Source organism: Sphingomonas sp. CCH15-F11 (assembly GCF_001557005.1).
In the GTDB taxonomy this organism is placed as follows: Bacteria; Pseudomonadota; Alphaproteobacteria; order Sphingomonadales; family Sphingomonadaceae; genus Sphingomonas.
The window spans coordinates 1-16,987 of sequence record NZ_LSKG01000018.1 but is presented as its reverse complement, the minus strand read 5'-3'; the positions used below and the strand labels follow the sequence as shown (position 1 = coordinate 16,987).

General features: G+C 67.0%; 16 protein-coding genes. 10 read left to right on the top strand and 6 right to left on the bottom strand.

Going from position 1 to position 16,987, the window contains the following annotated elements; all coding sequences use genetic code 11:
* Positions 1-57 precede the first annotated feature (57 nt).
* The 4 genes from AX709_RS02030 to AX709_RS02015 all read right to left on the bottom strand — a co-directional run bounded on the left by AX709_RS02030 (position 58) and on the right by AX709_RS02015 (position 3,696).
* Positions 58-1,140 (bottom strand): mechanosensitive ion channel family protein, encoded by a 1,083-nt coding sequence (locus tag AX709_RS02030; protein WP_082731578.1) that lies wholly within the window; start codon positions 1,138-1,140, stop codon positions 58-60.
* 33 nt (positions 1,141-1,173) lie between these two features.
* Entirely contained in the window at positions 1,174-1,500 is a 327-nt protein-coding gene (locus tag AX709_RS02025; RefSeq protein WP_066546277.1) for a hypothetical protein, read from the bottom strand.
* 85 nt (positions 1,501-1,585) lie between these two features.
* Positions 1,586-2,050: a hypothetical protein gene (locus AX709_RS02020; protein ID WP_066546275.1), complete on the bottom strand. Its 465-nt coding sequence runs from the start codon at positions 2,048-2,050 to the stop codon at positions 1,586-1,588.
* Positions 2,051-2,097: 47 nt separating this feature from the next.
* Positions 2,098-3,696, bottom strand: a complete 1,599-nt coding sequence (locus AX709_RS02015) for a phosphoenolpyruvate carboxykinase (RefSeq protein WP_443026185.1) — start codon at positions 3,694-3,696, stop codon at positions 2,098-2,100.
* Between the two features lie 241 nt (positions 3,697-3,937).
* Here AX709_RS02015 and AX709_RS02010 point away from each other — a divergent pair, with 241 nt between their 5' ends.
* The 7 genes from AX709_RS02010 to AX709_RS01980 are packed head-to-tail and all read left to right on the top strand — an operon-like array spanning position 3,938 to position 9,065.
* Positions 3,938-4,642 carry a response regulator transcription factor gene (locus AX709_RS02010; protein WP_066479896.1) on the top strand — a complete coding sequence of 235 codons (705 nt, stop codon included), beginning with the start codon at positions 3,938-3,940 and terminating at the stop codon, positions 4,640-4,642.
* Positions 4,611-6,185 carry a sensor histidine kinase gene (locus tag AX709_RS02005; protein ID WP_066546271.1) on the top strand — a complete coding sequence of 525 codons (1,575 nt, stop codon included), beginning with the start codon at positions 4,611-4,613 and terminating at the stop codon, positions 6,183-6,185. Before AX709_RS02010 ends, AX709_RS02005 begins: the two co-directional genes overlap by 32 nt.
* Positions 6,182-6,622 carry an HPr kinase/phosphorylase gene (locus tag AX709_RS02000; protein WP_066546264.1) on the top strand — a complete coding sequence of 147 codons (441 nt, stop codon included), beginning with the start codon at positions 6,182-6,184 and terminating at the stop codon, positions 6,620-6,622. The genes AX709_RS02005 and AX709_RS02000 overlap by 4 nt, the downstream gene beginning before the upstream one ends.
* A 6-nt stretch (positions 6,623-6,628) precedes the next feature.
* Positions 6,629-7,564 (top strand): RNase adapter RapZ, encoded by a 936-nt coding sequence (rapZ, locus tag AX709_RS01995; RefSeq protein ID WP_066546263.1) that lies wholly within the window; start codon positions 6,629-6,631, stop codon positions 7,562-7,564.
* Positions 7,561-7,968, top strand: a complete 408-nt coding sequence (locus AX709_RS01990; RefSeq protein ID WP_066479908.1) for a PTS sugar transporter subunit IIA — start codon at positions 7,561-7,563, stop codon at positions 7,966-7,968. Before rapZ ends, AX709_RS01990 begins: the two co-directional genes overlap by 4 nt.
* Positions 7,965-8,237: an HPr family phosphocarrier protein gene (locus tag AX709_RS01985; protein WP_066546262.1), complete on the top strand. Its 273-nt coding sequence runs from the start codon at positions 7,965-7,967 to the stop codon at positions 8,235-8,237. The genes AX709_RS01990 and AX709_RS01985 overlap by 4 nt, the downstream gene beginning before the upstream one ends.
* Before the next feature lie 24 nt (positions 8,238-8,261).
* Positions 8,262-9,065, top strand: coding sequence for a TrmH family RNA methyltransferase (locus AX709_RS01980; RefSeq protein ID WP_066546260.1), 804 nt, complete (start codon positions 8,262-8,264; stop codon positions 9,063-9,065).
* Between the two features lie 10 nt (positions 9,066-9,075).
* On the opposite strand, the gene AX709_RS01975 is transcribed toward AX709_RS01980, so the two are convergent.
* On the bottom strand, positions 9,076-9,993 hold the full coding sequence (locus tag AX709_RS01975) for a helix-turn-helix domain-containing protein (protein WP_197419034.1): 918 nt from the start codon (positions 9,991-9,993) through the stop codon (positions 9,076-9,078).
* Between the two features lie 200 nt (positions 9,994-10,193).
* A complete protein-coding gene (locus tag AX709_RS01970) occupies positions 10,194-11,948 on the bottom strand; it encodes a class I adenylate-forming enzyme family protein (RefSeq protein WP_231727391.1) in 1,755 nt (584 codons plus the stop codon).
* A gap of 151 nt (positions 11,949-12,099) precedes the next feature.
* On the opposite strand from AX709_RS01970, the gene AX709_RS01965 reads away from it, so the two are divergent.
* The 3 genes from AX709_RS01965 (at position 12,100) to AX709_RS01955 (ending at position 16,879) form a co-directional block, all read left to right on the top strand.
* On the top strand, positions 12,100-13,323 hold the full coding sequence (locus AX709_RS01965) for a serine hydrolase domain-containing protein (protein ID WP_197419035.1): 1,224 nt from the start codon (positions 12,100-12,102) through the stop codon (positions 13,321-13,323).
* A gap of 195 nt (positions 13,324-13,518) precedes the next feature.
* Positions 13,519-15,546, top strand: a complete 2,028-nt coding sequence (locus tag AX709_RS01960; RefSeq protein WP_066546254.1) for a 3-hydroxyacyl-CoA dehydrogenase NAD-binding domain-containing protein — start codon at positions 13,519-13,521, stop codon at positions 15,544-15,546.
* A 148-nt stretch (positions 15,547-15,694) separates the two neighbouring features.
* On the top strand, positions 15,695-16,879 hold the full coding sequence (locus tag AX709_RS01955) for an acyl-CoA dehydrogenase family protein (RefSeq protein ID WP_066546252.1): 1,185 nt from the start codon (positions 15,695-15,697) through the stop codon (positions 16,877-16,879).
* Positions 16,880-16,987: the final 108 nt, after the last annotated feature.

Sequence of the window (16,987 nt, the reverse complement as noted above, 5' to 3'; positions counted from 1 at the left end):
GCGCGCAAGAGTTCGCCCGCTTGGCGAGCGGCACGAGGCCGGGGTGACGACGCTTGGTCAGGCCGTAATCGGCTCGACCGCCAGGCGCTCGCGCGGCAACGCCTCGGGCATCTCGTCGGCGATGTAGCGCATCAACCCCTCGCGCATGTCGCAGCGCAGATCGAACGCACGGCCGGCATCGGCGGCGCTGACCAGGACGCGGACCTCGATCGCGTCGCGGCGCTGTTCGGTGACCTGGGTGCCGATGACGCGGCGGTCCCATTTGGGGTGCGCGGCCACCAGTTCCTCCGCCTTCGCGCGGATCCGCGCGACATCGGCGCGCGGGTCGAGGTGAAGGAACACCGTGCCCATCAGCGCGCTCGACGTGCGCGTCCAGTTCTGGAAACTGTCCTCCAGGAACTTGCTGACCGGCACGACCAGCCGCCGGTCGTCCCAGATGCGCACGATCACATAGGTCAGCCGGATCTCCTCGATCCGCCCCCATTCGCCCTCGATGATGACGACGTCGTCGATGCGGATCGGCTCGGTGAACGCCATCTGGATACCGGCGATCAGGTTCTTGAGCGCGGGCTGCGCCGCCGCGCCGACCGCCAGCCCCGCAAGCCCCGCCGACGCCATCAGCGTCACGCCGACATTGCGCACGCTGGGGATGCTGAGCAGCATGACGCACACGGTCACGAACCCGATGACGAACACCGCGATCCGCCCCAGGATCGCGCTGCGCGTGCGTTTGCGACGCGCGTTCAGATTGTCCTCGATGGAAATGTCGGCATGGACCGCGATCACGTCGTTCACGCCGCGGATCAGCGCGATCGCCAGCCAGCCGATCAGCGCCGGCACGATCAGCCCCGCGAGCAGCGTCCACAGCCGGTGGGCGCCATCGGGAAGGTGGATGACACCGCGTACGGCCGCGAGCGCGATCGCGACCAGAATCCACCGCGACGGCCGCCGGGCATGGGCGACCAGAATGTCGTCGCCGCTGTCGGGGGTCCGCGCCGCGATCCGGCCGGCAATGCGAAAGACGAGCCAGTGAAGCGCCAGCGCCGCGACGACGGCGATGGCGACGGTGCTCAGGTCGACGACCAGGACCGGCACGGCCCAGCCAAACAGGTCGAGGGTCGGCATGGCCGTCAAGCGCATGACCGGGGCAAGGGTTCCCGGGCGTGCGGCGGATCAGCCCTTCTTGTTGAGGAACCCGCCCGCGATCGACCCGATCTGGCCCAGCAGCCCGCCGCCGCCGCCCGATTCGTCGTTGAGCAGCTGGACGAAGCGCGTCAGCGACCCCTCGCCGCCGATATGCTCGACGATCTGGCGCAGCTGGTCGACGCCCAGCCCGGTGTCGGCGGCTGCGGTCTGCAGCGTGTCGGTCGGTGCGACATGCGCCTTCGCCAGCGACGCGACGGCAGCTTCGACCTGGTCGGCGGGCAGGCCCAGCTTGGTCGCCATGTTGGCGAGTTCGACATGGTCCCCGAGTTGCGCAAGCATGGCAGCGATGTTCATGTGATCCTCCCGTCCATCCCGGCCGGGCGCATCCCCTGCACCGGTCGATGCGACCATAGCCGAGAAACGTGACACATGCAGGATGTCAGATCGGCTGTCTTGGAACAGTCCCGATCAGGTCCGGGTCAACCCATCCGCGACGCGCTTCGACCGAGAACAGGCGTTCACGCGAATAGAAGCGCAACGGCCATTCGCGGTGCCCCTCCGGCGCGACGAGCAGCGCGTTGACCGCGTCGACCAGGGGGATCGCCATCTCCGCCCGCGCCAGGAATGCGCGCACGGTCGCCAGCATGAACTGGGTGATCGTCTCGTGATAGCCCTGGTGATCGTCGTTCACCCCGCCGACCGCGGCATTGTAGCCGCGGATGATGGCCGGAAGCTCGTGCTCCAGATCGATGTCGGGGCGCATACGGATCAGCCACGCGCAGGCGGCGAGATGCGCCTCGTGCGTCCACGCGGGACGCGGCAGATCGCGGTCGAGCAAGCCATTGCCGACCGCCGCGATCGCGGCATCGTCAACAAACAGGCGGGCTTCGTTGTCTTCGGACATGATCGGACGTTCCTTCTTGAAAGGGTGGCCCGATCAGGTCGGGCCGGTCAGGCGGGTTCGGCCTCGCGTTGTCGCACCCGGGGTGCCGCCGCCCGCACGCCTGCATCGACATGATCCGCGAACGGCGCGAAATTGGCGTTGAACAGGTCGACCAGCCGGGCTGCGGTCGCGTCATATTCGGCCGGATCGGTCCAGGTCATGCGCGGATCGAGGATCGCGGGATCGACCCCCGGCACGCTGACCGGCACGGCGAAACCGAAATTCGGATCGGTGCGGAACTCGGCATCGTTCAGGCTGCCGTCGAGCGCCGCGTTGAGCAGCGCGCGCGTGACCTTGATCGGCATCCGGTTGCCGACGCCGTACTTCCCGCCGGTCCAGCCGGTATTGACCAGCCAGCAGTCGACATTGCCGCTGGCGATGCGCTGCTTGAGCAGGTTGCCATAGACGGACGGATGGCGCGGCATGAACGGCGCGCCGAAACACGTCGAAAACGTCGCCTCCGGCTCGGTCACGCCGATCTCGGTGCCTGCCACCTTGGCGGTATAGCCCGACAGGAAATGGTACATCGCCTGGTCCGGCGTCAGCCGCGCGATCGGCGGCAGCACGCCGAACGCGTCCGCGGTCAGCATCACGATGTTGCGCGGCACCGGCCCCATATTCCGCGCGCTGGCATTGGGGATGAAGTCGATCGGATAGGCACCGCGGGTATTTTCCGCCAGGCGATTGTCGTCGAGGTCGAGCTCGCGCGTGACCTCGTCCATCACGACATTCTCCAGCACGGTGCCGAAACGCCGCGTGGTCGCGAAGATCTCGGGCTCGGCGTCGGCGGACAGGCGGATCATCTTGGCATAGCAGCCGCCTTCGAAGTTGAAGACCGCGGTGTCGGACCAGCCATGTTCGTCGTCACCGATCAGCGTGCGCGACGCATCCGCGCTCAGCGTCGTCTTGCCGGTGCCCGACAGGCCGAAGAAGATCGCCGTATCGCCGTCCGGGCCGATGTTCGCCGAACAGTGCATCGGCATGATGCCCTGTTCGGGCAGCAGATAATTGAGCAGGCCGAACACGCTCTTCTTCATCTCGCCCGCATAGGCGGTGCCGCCGATCAGGATCAGCCGCTCGGTGAAGTTGACCGCGATCACCGTCTCGCTGCGGCAACCATGGCGCGCGGGATCGGCGCGGAAATCGGGCAGGTCGATGATCGTGTAATCCGCCGCGAAGCCGGCGAGCTCGTGCGGCTGCGGGCGGACGAGCATCGTGCGGATGAACAGGCTGTGCCAGGCCAGCTGCGTGATGACGCGCACGCGGACGCGATGTTCGGGCTGCGATCCGCCGAACAGGTCCTGGACATACAGCTGGTTCAGCCGGCCCAGCGCCGCCAGAAAATCCGTCTTCAGCGCGGCGAAATGAGCGGGCGTCATGTCGCGGTTCGACTTGCCCCACCACACGGTCTGGTCGGTCTGCGCGTCGCGGACGATGAACCGGTCATTCGCCGAGCGGCCGGTATGCCGCCCCGTCGCGACGACCAGCGGGCCGTGGCGCGCCAGCTGTCCCTCGCCGCGCAGGATGGCGTGCTCGACCAGCCGGGCGGTTTCCAGATTGGCATGCACCAGCGCGTCGGCGGGCAACGGCACGACATCGTCGCCCACCCGAAGCAGCGTTTGAATCACCGGCATCTCTCCTTTTCCGCCGCTGCGTCGAACTGCGCGCGGCGTTCTTTTTGGCAATCGCGGCACTTGGTGCCGTCGCATACGTATGCATCGCGCATAATGAGCGAATCGCACAGCGTCAAACCGCCGCACCTGCATCCTTGCTGTCGCGGGATCAGGCGGTTGAGCGCGGCGCCGAACTGGACTAGGCCCATCCTCAGTCGCAACCTGCAGGGCCCGGATGACCGCTTCGATTGCGCTGGTCGACGACGACCGCAACATCCTGACTTCGGTGTCGATCGCGCTGCAGGCGGAGGGATTCGCGACGCGCGTCTATTCGGACGGCGAAGCGGCGTTGAAGGCGCTGATCGACAATCCGCCCGATCTTGCGGTGCTCGACATCAAGATGCCGCGCATGGACGGACTGGAGCTGCTGCGCCGACTGCGCGAGCGGTCGAACATTCCCGTCATCTTCCTGACCAGCAAGGATGACGAGCTTGACGAGGCGCTGGGCCTCGCGATGGGCGCCGACGACTACATCGCCAAGCCTTTTTCCCAGCGCCTGCTGATCGCCCGCATCCGCGCGCTGCTCCGCCGGGCAGAGGTGCTGGCCGCCGCCGACGATGCCGAGGATGAAAGCGCGCCGCGCATCGTGCGCGGGCGGCTGACGATGGACCCGTCGCGCCACGGCGTTACCTGGGCCGGACAGCCGGTCACGCTGACCGTCACCGAATTCATGATCCTGGAAACGCTGGCGCAGCGGCCCGGTATTGTGAAGACGCGCAACCAGTTGATGGATGCGGCCTATCACGACGACATCTATGTCGACGACCGCACCATCGACAGCCACATCAAGCGCGTGCGCCGCAAGTTCCGCCAGGTCGACGCCACCTTCGACGCAATCAAGACATTGTATGGCGCGGGCTATCGCTTCGTCGACGAGTGACGAGCGCGAGCTGTCGCTGCGCTGGTCGGGCCGCGTCAGCCTCACGCCGCGCATCCTGTTCGTCAACATCTTCGCGCTGGCGCTGCTGGCCGGCGGCTTCTTCTACCTCGACACCTATCGCGCGCGGATCATCGACAGCCGTGTCGCGCGCGCGACGCTGGAGGCGCGGCTGATCGCGGCGGCGATGGCCGCGGCACCCAGGCCGGAGCGCCGCGCACTGTTCCTTAGCCTCGCGGAATCGACCGGATCGCGGCTGCGGCTGTACGATACGGACGGTCGCCTCGAACTCGACACGCGCGCGCTCGGGCTGCGCAATTTCCGGCTGCGCGATCCCGATCGCGACCCGTGGCAACAGGACGCCGCGCGGTTCCTGGACGCGGTGATCGACACGGTCGTGCGCACCGCGCGCGCGCCGCTCTATCGCGAGCCCGCCGACGATCGCGGCGATGTCTGGCCCGATGTCCAGGCGGCGCGAGCCACCGGGTCGGCCACAGCGTCGGTCTGGCGCGCGCCGGATCGCACCACGGTGATCACCGCCGCCTCACCCCTGCCCAGCGGCGAAGTCGCGATGTCGGTCGTCAACGCGCTCGACATCACCCAGACGGTCCGGCTCGAACGCTACCGACTGAGCGTGGTCATGGGCATCGTCACGCTGGTGTCGGTGCTGCTGTCGCTGTTCCTGGCGCGCACGATCGTGCGGCCGCTGCGCCGGCTGGCCCGCGCCGCCGTGCGCGTGCGGCTGGGGCGTGCGCGCGAAGTGGTGGTGCCGCGCCTCCCGTCGCGCCGTGACGAGATCGGGATGCTGGCCCGCGCCCTCTCCGACATGAGCCAGGCGCTCACCGCGCGGATCGACGCGACCGAGGCCTTCGCCGCCGATGTGACGCACGAGCTCAAGAATCCGCTGGCGTCGCTGCGCTCGGCGGTGGAGAGCCTGGGCAATGTCCGCGACCCGGAGCTGCAGGCGCGGCTGCTGGCGATCGTGCGGGACGACGTGCTGCGGCTCGACCGGCTGATCACCGACATCTCCGATGCCTCGCGGCTCGACGCGCAGCTGAGCCGCGCGCAGTTCGAGCCGGTGTCGCTGACCGCGATGCTCGACGCGCTGGTCCGCGCGCGCATCGACCGGGGAATCAGCCGCGATATCGCGCTCGTCTTCGACGCGCGGATCGACGATCCGCTGATCGTGATGGGCGAGGGATCGCGGCTGGAGCGCGTCTTCGCCAACCTGCTGGACAATGCGCTGTCCTTTTCGCCCGATCGCGGCAGCATCCGCGTGATCGCCACCCATGTCGGCGACATCGCAGAGGTTGCCGTCGAGGACGAAGGCCCCGGCGTGCCGGAGGACGCGCGCGAGGCGGTGTTCCACCGCTTTCATTCGGTACGCCCGCAGGGCGAGGCGTTCGGCCAGCATTCGGGGCTGGGGCTTGCCATCGCGCGCACGATTGTCGAAGGACATCAGGGCATGATCGCGGTCGAATCACGGGCGGATCGAACCACCGGCGCACGCTTTGTCGTGCGGCTGCCGCTGGCGGCGCGACCGTGACGACCGAACTGTCCGCCGAAACGGTGCACGCCTCCGCGGTCGCGATCGAGGGCCGCGCGGTACTGATCGAGGGGCGGTCCGGCGTCGGCAAGTCCGACCTGGCGCTGCGTCTGATCGATCGCGGCGCGCAGCTGATCAGCGACGACTATACCGTGGTGCAGCGGCGCGGACGCCAGCTCGTCGCCTCACCCCCCGAACCGATCGCCGGCAAGATCGAGGTGCGCGGTGTCGGCATCGTCCCCCTGCCCTTCGTCCGCGACGTGCCCGTCGCGATGATCGTCCGCGTCGACGATCATCCCGATCGCCTGCCCGACGAGATTGAGCAGCGGCGGCTGGCGGGCATCGCGATTCGCGTCATGCCGTTGCCCGCGCTCGAACCGTCCTCGCCGATCAAGGTCGAGATGGCGCTGCGCCTGATCGATCCGGACGCGGCCTGATCCGCGATGGCGGGCAAGCACATCCTGCTGGTCACCGGCATGTCGGGCGCCGGCAAGTCGACCGTGCTCAAGACGCTGGAGGATCTGGGCTGGGAGGTGGTCGACAACCTGCCGCTCAGGCTGCTCGACCGGCTGCTTGCCCAGGCCGAACCGGTCGACAGCTGGGGCGATGACCGCCCGCTCGCCATCGGCATCGGCGCGCGCACCCGCGGCTTCGACGCCGAAAGCATCGTCCGGCGGATCAAGCGGCTGCGCGAGGACCATGGTCACGACATCGGGACGCTGTTCCTCGATTGCGAAGGCCCCGAACTCGAACGGCGCTATTCCGAAACGCGCCGCCGCCACCCGCTGGCGCCCGACCGGCCGGCGAGCGACGGCATTGAGCGCGAGCGCGAGTTGCTCGGGCCGCTGCGCCGCTGGGCCAACCGGCTGATCGACACGACCCAGCTGACCTCGAATCAGCTGGCCCAGGACATCCGCCAGACGCTGGGGTTGACCGACCAGGGCGGCCCAGTCGTGTCGGTCGTGTCGTTCGGCTTCGCGCGCGGCCTGCCGCGCAATGCCGACCTCGTGTTCGACATGCGCTTCCTGCGCAATCCGCACTGGGTGGCCGATCTGCGCCCCGGCACCGGTCGCGATCCCGCGGTTGCCGAATATGTCGCGGGCGACCCGGCCTATCCGGAGGCGATCGCCGCCATCGAATCGCTGTTGCTCATGCTGCTTCCCCGCTATGCGGCGGAGGGCAAGTCCTATGTCACCATCGCGATCGGATGTACCGGGGGGAGACATCGGTCGGTTCATGTCGCCGAACGGCTCGCAGCAAGGTTGCGCAACGCGGGCTTTTCGCCCACCTTGACCCATCGCGACCTTGGGACCGCGCCGCAGGACATGATGGAAGGCGCGCCGGGACAAATGGAACCACACGGGAAATTGCGCGCATGATCGGCTTGGTATTGGTGACGCACGGTCGGCTTGCCGAAGAGTTCGTGGTCGCGATGGAGCATGTCGTTGGGCGCCAGGAGCGGATCGTCCCGATCTCGATCGGGCCCGAGGACGACATGGAGGAGCGCCGGCTGGACATCGCGCGCGCGATCGAGGCGGTCGACGACCAGCGCGGCGTCATCGTGCTGACCGACCTGTTCGGCGGCACGCCGTCCAACCTTGCGATTTCGCTGATGGAACCCGGACGGATCGAGGTGATCGCCGGGATCAACCTGCCCATGCTGATCCGCCTGGGCGGCGCGCGCAAGACGATGAAGGTCGCCGAAGCTGTCGCCGCCGCGCGCGAGGCCGGGCGCAAATATATCTCGGTCGCCTCCGAGGTGCTGGGCGAGGCGGCTGCTTGAACCGCGTCAGCCGCACCGTACGGATCAGCAACCGCCGCGGGCTGCACGCGCGCGCCAGCGCCAAGTTCGTGACGCTCGCCTCCACCCAGTCGGGCGAGGTGATCGTCGAGAAGGACGGGTCCAGCGTCACCGGCACGTCGATCATGGGGCTGATGATGCTGGGCGCCGCAATGGGTGACGAGATCACGATCAGCGCCGAAGGCCCCGATGCCGACACGGTCGTGGCCACCATGGCCGCGCTGGTCGAGGACCGCTTCGGCGAGGAGTGAGCCCCCTCACCGCCATTTGTGCCCATGCCACGCGCCATCACCGCCTTTTCCAACCCGCTGATCAAGCGGATGCGGCTGCTCCGCGACAAGAAGCACCGCCGCGACGAGCGGCTGTTCCTGGCCGAAGGGCTGCGCATCCTGACCGAGGCGCGCGAGGCGGGGCATATCCCGCAATGGCTGTTCTTCGCGAATGCGAGCGCGCGACACCCGCTGGTCGAGGCACTGGTCGCCGATGTAGAGGCGGCCGGTGGCGAGGCGATCGAGACGAGCGCCGACATCCTGTCCAAGCTGTCGGGCAAGGACAATCCGGGCGCGGTGATCGGCGTCTTTGCCGAGTTGCCGGTCGATCTGGCGCGGATCGACCGCAGCGCAGCGCCGATCTGGCTGGTGGCGGAGCGGCTGCGTGATCCCGGCAATCTGGGCACCATCCTGCGCACCGCCGACGCGGTCGGTGCGGGCGGGCTGATCCTGGTCGGCGACTGTGTCGATCCGTTTTCGGTCGAGGCGGTGCGCGCCAGCATGGGGGCGCTGTTCACCGTGCGGCTCGCGCGCGCGGAGTGGGACGAATTTCTGCGCTGGCTCCGCGCCGGGCCGGGCGAGCTCGTCGGGCTGAGTCTGGACGGCGCGGTCGATTATCAGCAGCCGCGCTATGCCGCCCCGACCTTTCTGCTGACAGGCAACGAGGCGCAGGGGATGCCCGCCGACTATGCCGCGCAGTGCGACCTGCGGGTGAAGATTCCGATGCTCGGCAAGGCCGACAGCCTGAACGCCGCAGTCGCCACCGCGGTGATGGCGTACGAGGTGCTGAACCAGCGCCGGCGCGGCTGACGCGGCAAGGTCAATGCGTGCCGGGCCGCTTGCGATACCTGCCGGGCGGCATGCCCATGGCGCGGGTAAAGGCGGTGGTGAAATGGGACTGGTTTGCGAAGCCGCATGCCAGGGCCAGCTGGGCGAGTTCAAGGTCGTCCTTTGCCAGCAACTCGCACGCCAGGCGCAGGCGCCGTTCGCAGACGAAATGATAGGGCGTCTGACCGGTCGCCAGCTTGAACACGCGTGAAAAGTGAAAGGGCGACAGGCCGGCCACCCGGGCCAGGTCGTGCACACCGATGGGCCGGGCAAGATTGGCATCGATATAGTCGGTGACGCGCCGCACCTTCCACGCGGGCAGGTGGATGCGATCGGCGTCGGCGCGAATCGCGGCAAGGTCGATCCGTGCCAGCAGCGACGCGATCGCCCGGCTCAATCCCTCGACCACCATTCGCGACGCCATGCCCGGCGATGCAATTTCGACGTCAAGCATCCGGATCAGTTCGATCAACCGCGCATCGTCGCGGAACAGCAGCGGGCCAAAGCCATGGTTCGGCTGCTCCTCGATCAGCTTATTGAGGTAGCCGCGCGGAAACATGAGGTTGGTGGACCGGGCGCTGGTGCCGAAAATCACTTCGCTGTCGGCACCCTGGGGCACGAAGGTGACCCGCAGCGACCGATTGGGCTCGAGCTTGAACGCGGTCCCCGCCATGCGTCCGAATGCCGGTACGCCGGCACCGCGCGACATGAAGATAAGGTCGGGCGCGTCGCCGTCGCGCACGGCAGTGGTCATCTCCCCTGTGCGCCCATATCGGTGCATGCGGTACAGCAGGATGTCGGTTTCCGAATGGCGATGGGGATCGATCGTCGGCTCGCGCAGATAACGGACCGCATCAATCGGATCGAAGCCGGTGTGCGCTTGATATGCTGCGATGCTCTGCTCGGCCATCCCGCCCTCCCGCGCGTAGATCCGCCGTCTGCGCGCGCCAAACGCTCGATCGCCTGTCGAGCCCGCGTCACGGTCGCGCATTGGAGCGGCGACCTCAAGCGCCTCGCGCGGCGCATTGTCCGCATTATCGCAGGATCAGAAAACCGCCCGATCCAACGCGTTGGGCCCTGCGGCTGGCACGAAGCAGAAAGCTGCCGCTTTCAGGCCACTGCCTCGCGCACGAAAAGCGCGCGGAGATCCTTTTTCAGAATCTTGCCATTGGCGTTGCGCGGCAGCACGGCGTCGCTGAACCGGATCGTCACCGGTACCTTGAACGCGGCAAGGTGCTGACCGACCCAGGCCTTCAGCTCCTGCTCGGTCGCCGTGCAGCCGGCGCACAGGTGGACGACCGCGGCGGGCTCCTCACCCAGCGTGCGGTGCGGGATGCCGACCAGCGCCGCGTCCGTGACGGCGGGATGCGCGTAAAGGACGTTCTCGACCTCGATCGAGTAGATGTTCTCGCCGCCGCGGATGATGATGTCCTTGGCGCGGTCGACGATGTAGCAAAAGCCTTCCTCGTCGATGCGCCCCAGGTCGCCGGTGCGCACCCAGCCGTCGATGAAGGTCTCCGCGGTCGCCTCGGGCTTGTTCCAATAGCCCTTCACCACCATCGGCCCCTTGGCCCAGATTTCGCCGATCTCGCCCACCGGCAACTCGGTCGTGCCGTCGGGCGACATGATCTTGAGCTCGGCGACCGGCACGGCGGGGCCACAGCTGTCGGGACGGTTGAGATAATCCTCGCCCTGATGGCTGGTCACCGTCGCCATCGTCTCGGTCATGCCCCAGCCATTGCCGGGCAGCGCGCCGAACTCCTCATAGATGCGCTTGACCAGCTCGGGTGCCGACGGCGCACCGCCGTAGGAGATCGTCTCCAGGCTCGACAGATCGTAACTCGCGCGGTCGGGATGTTCGAGCAGTTGCCAGGCAATCGTCGGCACGCCGCCGGTCGCGTTGATCCGCTCGCGTTCGATCAGCTTCAGCGCCTCGGTCGCGTCCCATTTGCGCATCAACACGATGGTGCCGCCGGCCACGACATTGCCCATCAGGAAGGCGCTGCACGCGGTCACGTGGAAGAACGGAATGACGATCAGGTTGACCTTGGGCTCAGGCGCGGCGGGCGGAATTTCGCCCCGGCGCAGCAGCATCCGCGCCGCGCCGTAGCCGGTCGAGAAAATGTTGGAAATCATGTTGCGATGGGTACCGAGCGCGCCCTTGGGCTTGCCGGTGGTGCCGCTGGTATAGAAGATCGCCACTTCGTCGTCGGGCTGGATCGACAATGCCACCGGCGGCAGCGTCGCGTCGGGCAGCTGGGCCCAGCCGCTCGTCGGGCCGACCAGCGGCTCGAACGGCGCGGCGGGGGCTTCCAGCGGCGCAACCGCGCGGGTGACCAGGAAATGCTCAACCCCGGGCATGTTGGCATAATGCGCCTTCAGCCGCTCATGCCGTTCGCCATCGAGAATGAGCAGCTTCGACCCCGAATCGTTGACGCCATATTCGAGCTCCACGCCCGTCCACCAGGCATTGAGCGGCACCGCGATCGCGCCCAATGTGGTGACCGCAAAGAAGATCAGCGTCCATTCGGGCAGGTTGCGCATCGCGAACGCCACCCGGTCACCCTTGCCCACGCCCATGTCGGCGAGCTTCTGCGCCAGCAGCATCACCGCGCGGAAATGCGCGTCATAGGTCACGCGCTCGCCTTCATAGACGATGAACTCGCGGTCGCCGTGCGACTTGGAAAAGGCGATCAGCATGGCGAGCGATGGTGGCGCGTTCTTCCACACCCGCGTGCGCACGCCGCGGATATCCGCCTCGTCCATCTCGAAACGCTGGCCGGGGGCAGTCAGCATCGCCCTGATCTCGTCGAGCGAATATTTGGGCCACCCGGCCGGGAGCGCGATGAACGGTTCGGTGGCCACGGCAAAACTCTCCAGTTGAAGATCGGGTTTGGCGCTCTTGCGCTTTGCTGAGACGTTAGTGTTGATTCGTCGTGCGCTCAAGGCAATAGGGAACGCAGGTCCGCGGCGAGCGCCTTTGCCCCGGATTCGAAACAAGGGTATGGAAGGCCGCATGAGCTTGCACGATCCGCGACAGCTGGGCTTCGATGCCGATCGACTGGCGCGGATCGACGCGTTCCTGGCGGACAAATATCTCGCCAGCGGGCGTTTTCCGCACGTCCAGCTGCTCGTCGCGCGCGAGGGGCGGATCGTGCATTTTTCGCACCAGGGCGCCGCGCGCGGTGATTCGCCGACACCGATCGACGATCGCTCGATCTTCCGCATCGCCAGCATGACCAAGCCCGTTACGTCGATCGCCTTCATGATGCTGGTCGAACAGGGCAAGGCCGCGCTCGACACGCCGGTTCACCACGTGCTGCCCGAGTTCAAGGGGCTGGGTGTCTATGATGGCGGGGGTGCCGGGGTGCCCTTTGCCACCAAGCCGACCGCCGCGCCGATGCGCATGGTCGACCTGCTCCGCCACACCGCCGGGCTGACCTACAGCTTTCAGAACCGCAGCAACATCGACGCGGCCTATCGCGAGCAGCGGATCGAAAGCTGGCACGGCAATCTCGATCTCGACGGCTTCGTCGCCGCGCTCGGCGCGCTGCCGCTGGAGTTTTCGCCGGGGGAGGCGTGGAATTATTCGGTCGCGACCGATGTGCTGGGCGCGGTCGTCCAGCGCGTGGCGGGCGAGCCGCTCGATCAGTTCTTCGAACGCCAAATCTTCGCGCCGCTCGGCATGGTCGATACCGGCTTCATGGTGCCGGCGGACAAGATCGACCGGCTGGTCGATTGCTACACGCTGAAGCCCGGCGAAGGCCGCGCGCTATACGACCCCGGCGCGAAATCGGCGTGGTCGCGGATGCCGAAACTGGTGTCGGGCGGCGGCGGGCTGGTGTCGACCGCGCTCGACTATCACCGCTTCTGTTCGATGTGCCTCAATGGCGGCGAGCTGGACGGTGTGCGCATCGTGTCGCGCAAGACGATCGACCTGATGACGATGAACCACCTGCCGGGCGGGGGCGATCTGGCCGGCATGTCGCGATCGCTGTTCAGCGAGACGACCAATGCCGGCACCGGCTTCGGTCTCGGCTTCGCGGTGACGCAGGACGTCGCCAAATCGATGATGCCGGGGTCGGTCGGCGAATATTACTGGGGTGGCATGTTCTCCACTGCCTTCTTCATCGATCCGGTGGAGCGCATCCACATGGTCTTCATGACCCAGCTGTCGCCGTCGAGCAGCTACCCGATCCGTCGCGAGCTCAAGACGATGATCTATGCGGCGCTGACATGAGCTCGCGCCTCTCCCGTCGCCCCGGCGGAGGCCGGGGCCGCTGGCCGATGATGTGCCAGCATCTGATAGCGGCCCCGGCCTTCGCCGGGGCGACGGCCTCATTTCCGGGCGCAACTCAAACCCTTTCCCGTTCGGTTCGAGCGAAGTCGAGAACCGCAGATCACAAGAGACACTTTCCTTCAGGAGCCTGAACGCATGACTTCCCCCATCTCCACCGCGCGCCATGGTGACGTGCTCGTCATCACCTCCAACAACCCGCCCGTGAACGCGCTGGGCGGAGCGGTGCGCCAGGGCCTCGACGCCGGGATCAAGGAAGCGGCGGGCGACGATGCGGTCAAGGCGGTGGTCATCATCTGCGAAGGCCAGACCTTCTTCGCCGGCGCCGACATCACCGAATTCGGCAAGGCGATGGCGGAGCCGCTGCTGCCGCAGCTGGTCGACGCGATCGAAGCGCTCGACAAGCCGGTGATCGCCGCAGTCCACGGCACCGCGCTCGGCGGCGGCTGCGAGGTCGCGCTGTCGGCGCATTACCGGATCGCGGTGCCGTCGGCCAAGTTCGGCGTGCCCGAGGTCAAGCTGGGCCTGCTGCCCGGTGCGGGCGGCACCCAGCGGCTGCCGCGCGCGGCCGGCGTCGAGCTGGCGCTGGAAATGACGTCGAAGGGCGATCCGATCTCCGCCACCCAGGCCAAGGAAGCGGGGCTGGTCGACCGGCTGGCGAGCGAGGGCAATCTGCTCGCCGATGCGCTCGCGTTCGCCAATGATGTGGCCAGCGTGCGCCCGATCCCGCGCGTCAGCGAAAAGCCACTGAGCGCCGACCCGGCGGTATTCGAGACGTTCCGGAAAACAAATGCCCGCCGCTTCCGCGGCTTCGACGCCCCCGCCGCCAACATCGCCTGTGTCGAAAAAGCGACGCAGCTGCCCTATCCGCAAGGCGTCCAGTTCGAGCGCGAGCAGTTCATGAAGCTGATGTTCGGCGTCCAGTCCGCCGCGCAGCGCCACATCTTCTTTGCCGAGCGCAAGGCATCGAAGATCGACGGCATCCCGGCCGACATTCAGCTGCGCGACATCAAGCGCGTCGGCGTGATCGGCGCGGGCACAATGGGCGGCGGGATCAGCATGAACTTCCTGTCGGCCGGCGTGCCGGTGACGATCGTCGAGATGCAGCAGGAGGCGCTGGATCGCGGCACCGGCGTGATGCGAAAGAATTACGAAGCGACCGCCGCCAAGGGCCGGATGACCGCCGAACAGGTCGAGAAGGCGATGGGGCTGCTCACCCCGACGCTCGGGTTGGAGGCACTGGCCGACTGCGACCTGATCATCGAGGCGGTCTATGAAAATATGGACGTCAAAAAGGACATTTTCGGCAAGCTCGACACGATCGCCAAGCCGGGCGCGATCCTGGCGTCGAACACCAGCTATCTGAACATCGACGAGATTGCGGCGGCCACCTCGCGGCCGCAGGACGTGCTGGGCATGCACTTCTTTTCGCCCGCCAATGTCATGAAGCTGCTCGAGGTCGTGCGCGGGGCCAAGACCGCGCCCGATGTGCTGGCGACAGCGATGGCGGTGGCCAAGAAGATCCGCAAGGTCGCGGTGGTCGCCGGCGTCTGCTACGGTTTCATCGGCAACCGGATGCTGATGCCGCGCCAGGTCGAGGCGAACAAGCTGCTGCTCGAAGGCGCGACGCCCGAGCAGATCGACCGCGTCCATGTCGAGTTCGGGATGCCGATGGGCCCGTTCCAGATGGCCGACCTGGCCGGCGTCGACATCGGCTGGCACCGCGATCCCAGCCGGATCGAGAATATCCGCGACCAATTGTGCGCCGAGGAACGCTGGGGCCAGAAAAAGGGCGCGGGCTTCTATGATTATGACGAGAAGCGCAATCCGTCGCCGTCGCCGCGCGTTGCCGAGATCATCGAGGAATGGCGGACCAAGACCGGCACCGCGCAGCACGAGGTGACCGACCAGGAGATCGTCGAGCGCACGCTCTACACCATGGTCAATGAAGGCGCGCTGATCCTGGAGGAAGGGATGGCGCAACGCGCGTCCGACATCGATGTCGTGTGGATCTATGGCTATGGCTGGCCGGTCTATCGCGGCGGCCCGATGTTCTGGGCGGATACCGAAGGGCTGAAGAAGATCGTCGAGGGGCTGGACCGCCACGGCTTCGAGGTCGCCAAGCTGCTGCGCGACAAGGCCGAAAAGGGCGAACGGTTCAATTGAGCGCTTCACCAACCCTCTCCCCTTTTGGGGAGAGGCGCGAGACTTGGCGGCTTGCCGCCTAGTCGCAGCGGAGAGGGGAATAGCCTGGCCCACCCCTCTCCCAACCCTCTCCCCAAAGGGAGAGGGCTAAAGAAATAGGAGAGAGCACATGACCGACAGTCTCGACAGCTTCCGCGCCGAAACTCGCGCCTGGCTTGCGGCGAATTGCCCGCCGGAGATGCGCGAGCCGGTCCGGTCCGACAAGGACGTGTGCTGGGGCGGCCGCCGCGCGACCTACAAGCCGGGGCAGAAGGAATGGCTCGACGCGATGGCTTCGCGCGGCTGGACGGTGCCCGACTGGCCGACCGAATATGGCGGCGGCGGGCTGTCGCCGGCCGAGACCAAGGTGCTGCGCGAGGAAATGGCGGCGATCCGCGCGCGCAATCCCTTGAACAGCTTCGGCATTTCGATGCTTGGCCCGGCGCTGCTCAAATACGGCACCGAGGAACAGAAGCTCGAGCATCTGCCCAGGATCGCGCGCGGCGAAATCCGCTGGTGCCAGGGCTATTCGGAGCCGAACGCCGGTTCCGACCTCGCCGGCCTCGCCACGTCGGCGGAGGATGCGGGCGACCACTTCATCGTCAACGGGCAAAAGGTGTGGACCAGCTATGCCGACGAGGCCGACTGGATCTTCTGCCTGGTCCGCACCGACAAATCGACCAAGCAGGGCGGGATCAGCTTCGTGCTGTTCGACATGGAGACGCCGGGCGTCTCGACCAGGCCGATCCTGCTGATCAGCGGCTATTCGCCCTTCTGCGAGACCTTTTTCGACAATGTGAAGGTGCCGAAGAAGAATCTGGTGCATCAGCTCAACAAGGGCTGGGACGTCGCAAAATATCTGCTCGGCCATGAGCGCGAGATGATTTCGGGCATGGGACTGGGCCAGACCGGCGGCAACCCGATGATCGACAGCGCGATTGCGACCGTTGGCCTCGACCATGACGGGCGGCTGGCCGACCCGATCCTGCGCGGCCAGATCGCGCTGTTCGAGGTGCGCGCCAAGGCGTTCTCCGCCATGTCCGAACGCTTCATCGACGAGCTGAAGGCCGGACGCGCCCACCCCGCCCAGCCGAGCATGATGAAATATTACGGCACCGAGCTGAACAAGGCCCGCCACGAGCTGGCGATGGCGGCGGGCGGATCGGACGCGCTCGAATGGGAAAGCGAGCGATCGAACAAGGGCGCGGCCCCGCGCGCCTGGCTGCGCACCAAGGCCAATTCGATCGAGGGCGGGACGAGCGAGGTCCAGCTCAACATCATCGCCAAACGCATCCTGGAATTGCCGGGGGCGTAAGGACGTCGCCCCGGCGCAGGCCGGGGCCGCGCTCCACTTGTCTCGCCCTTTATTGCCAGCGGCCCCGGCCTGCGCCGGGGCGACGGAGTTGATAATGCCGCTCTACCT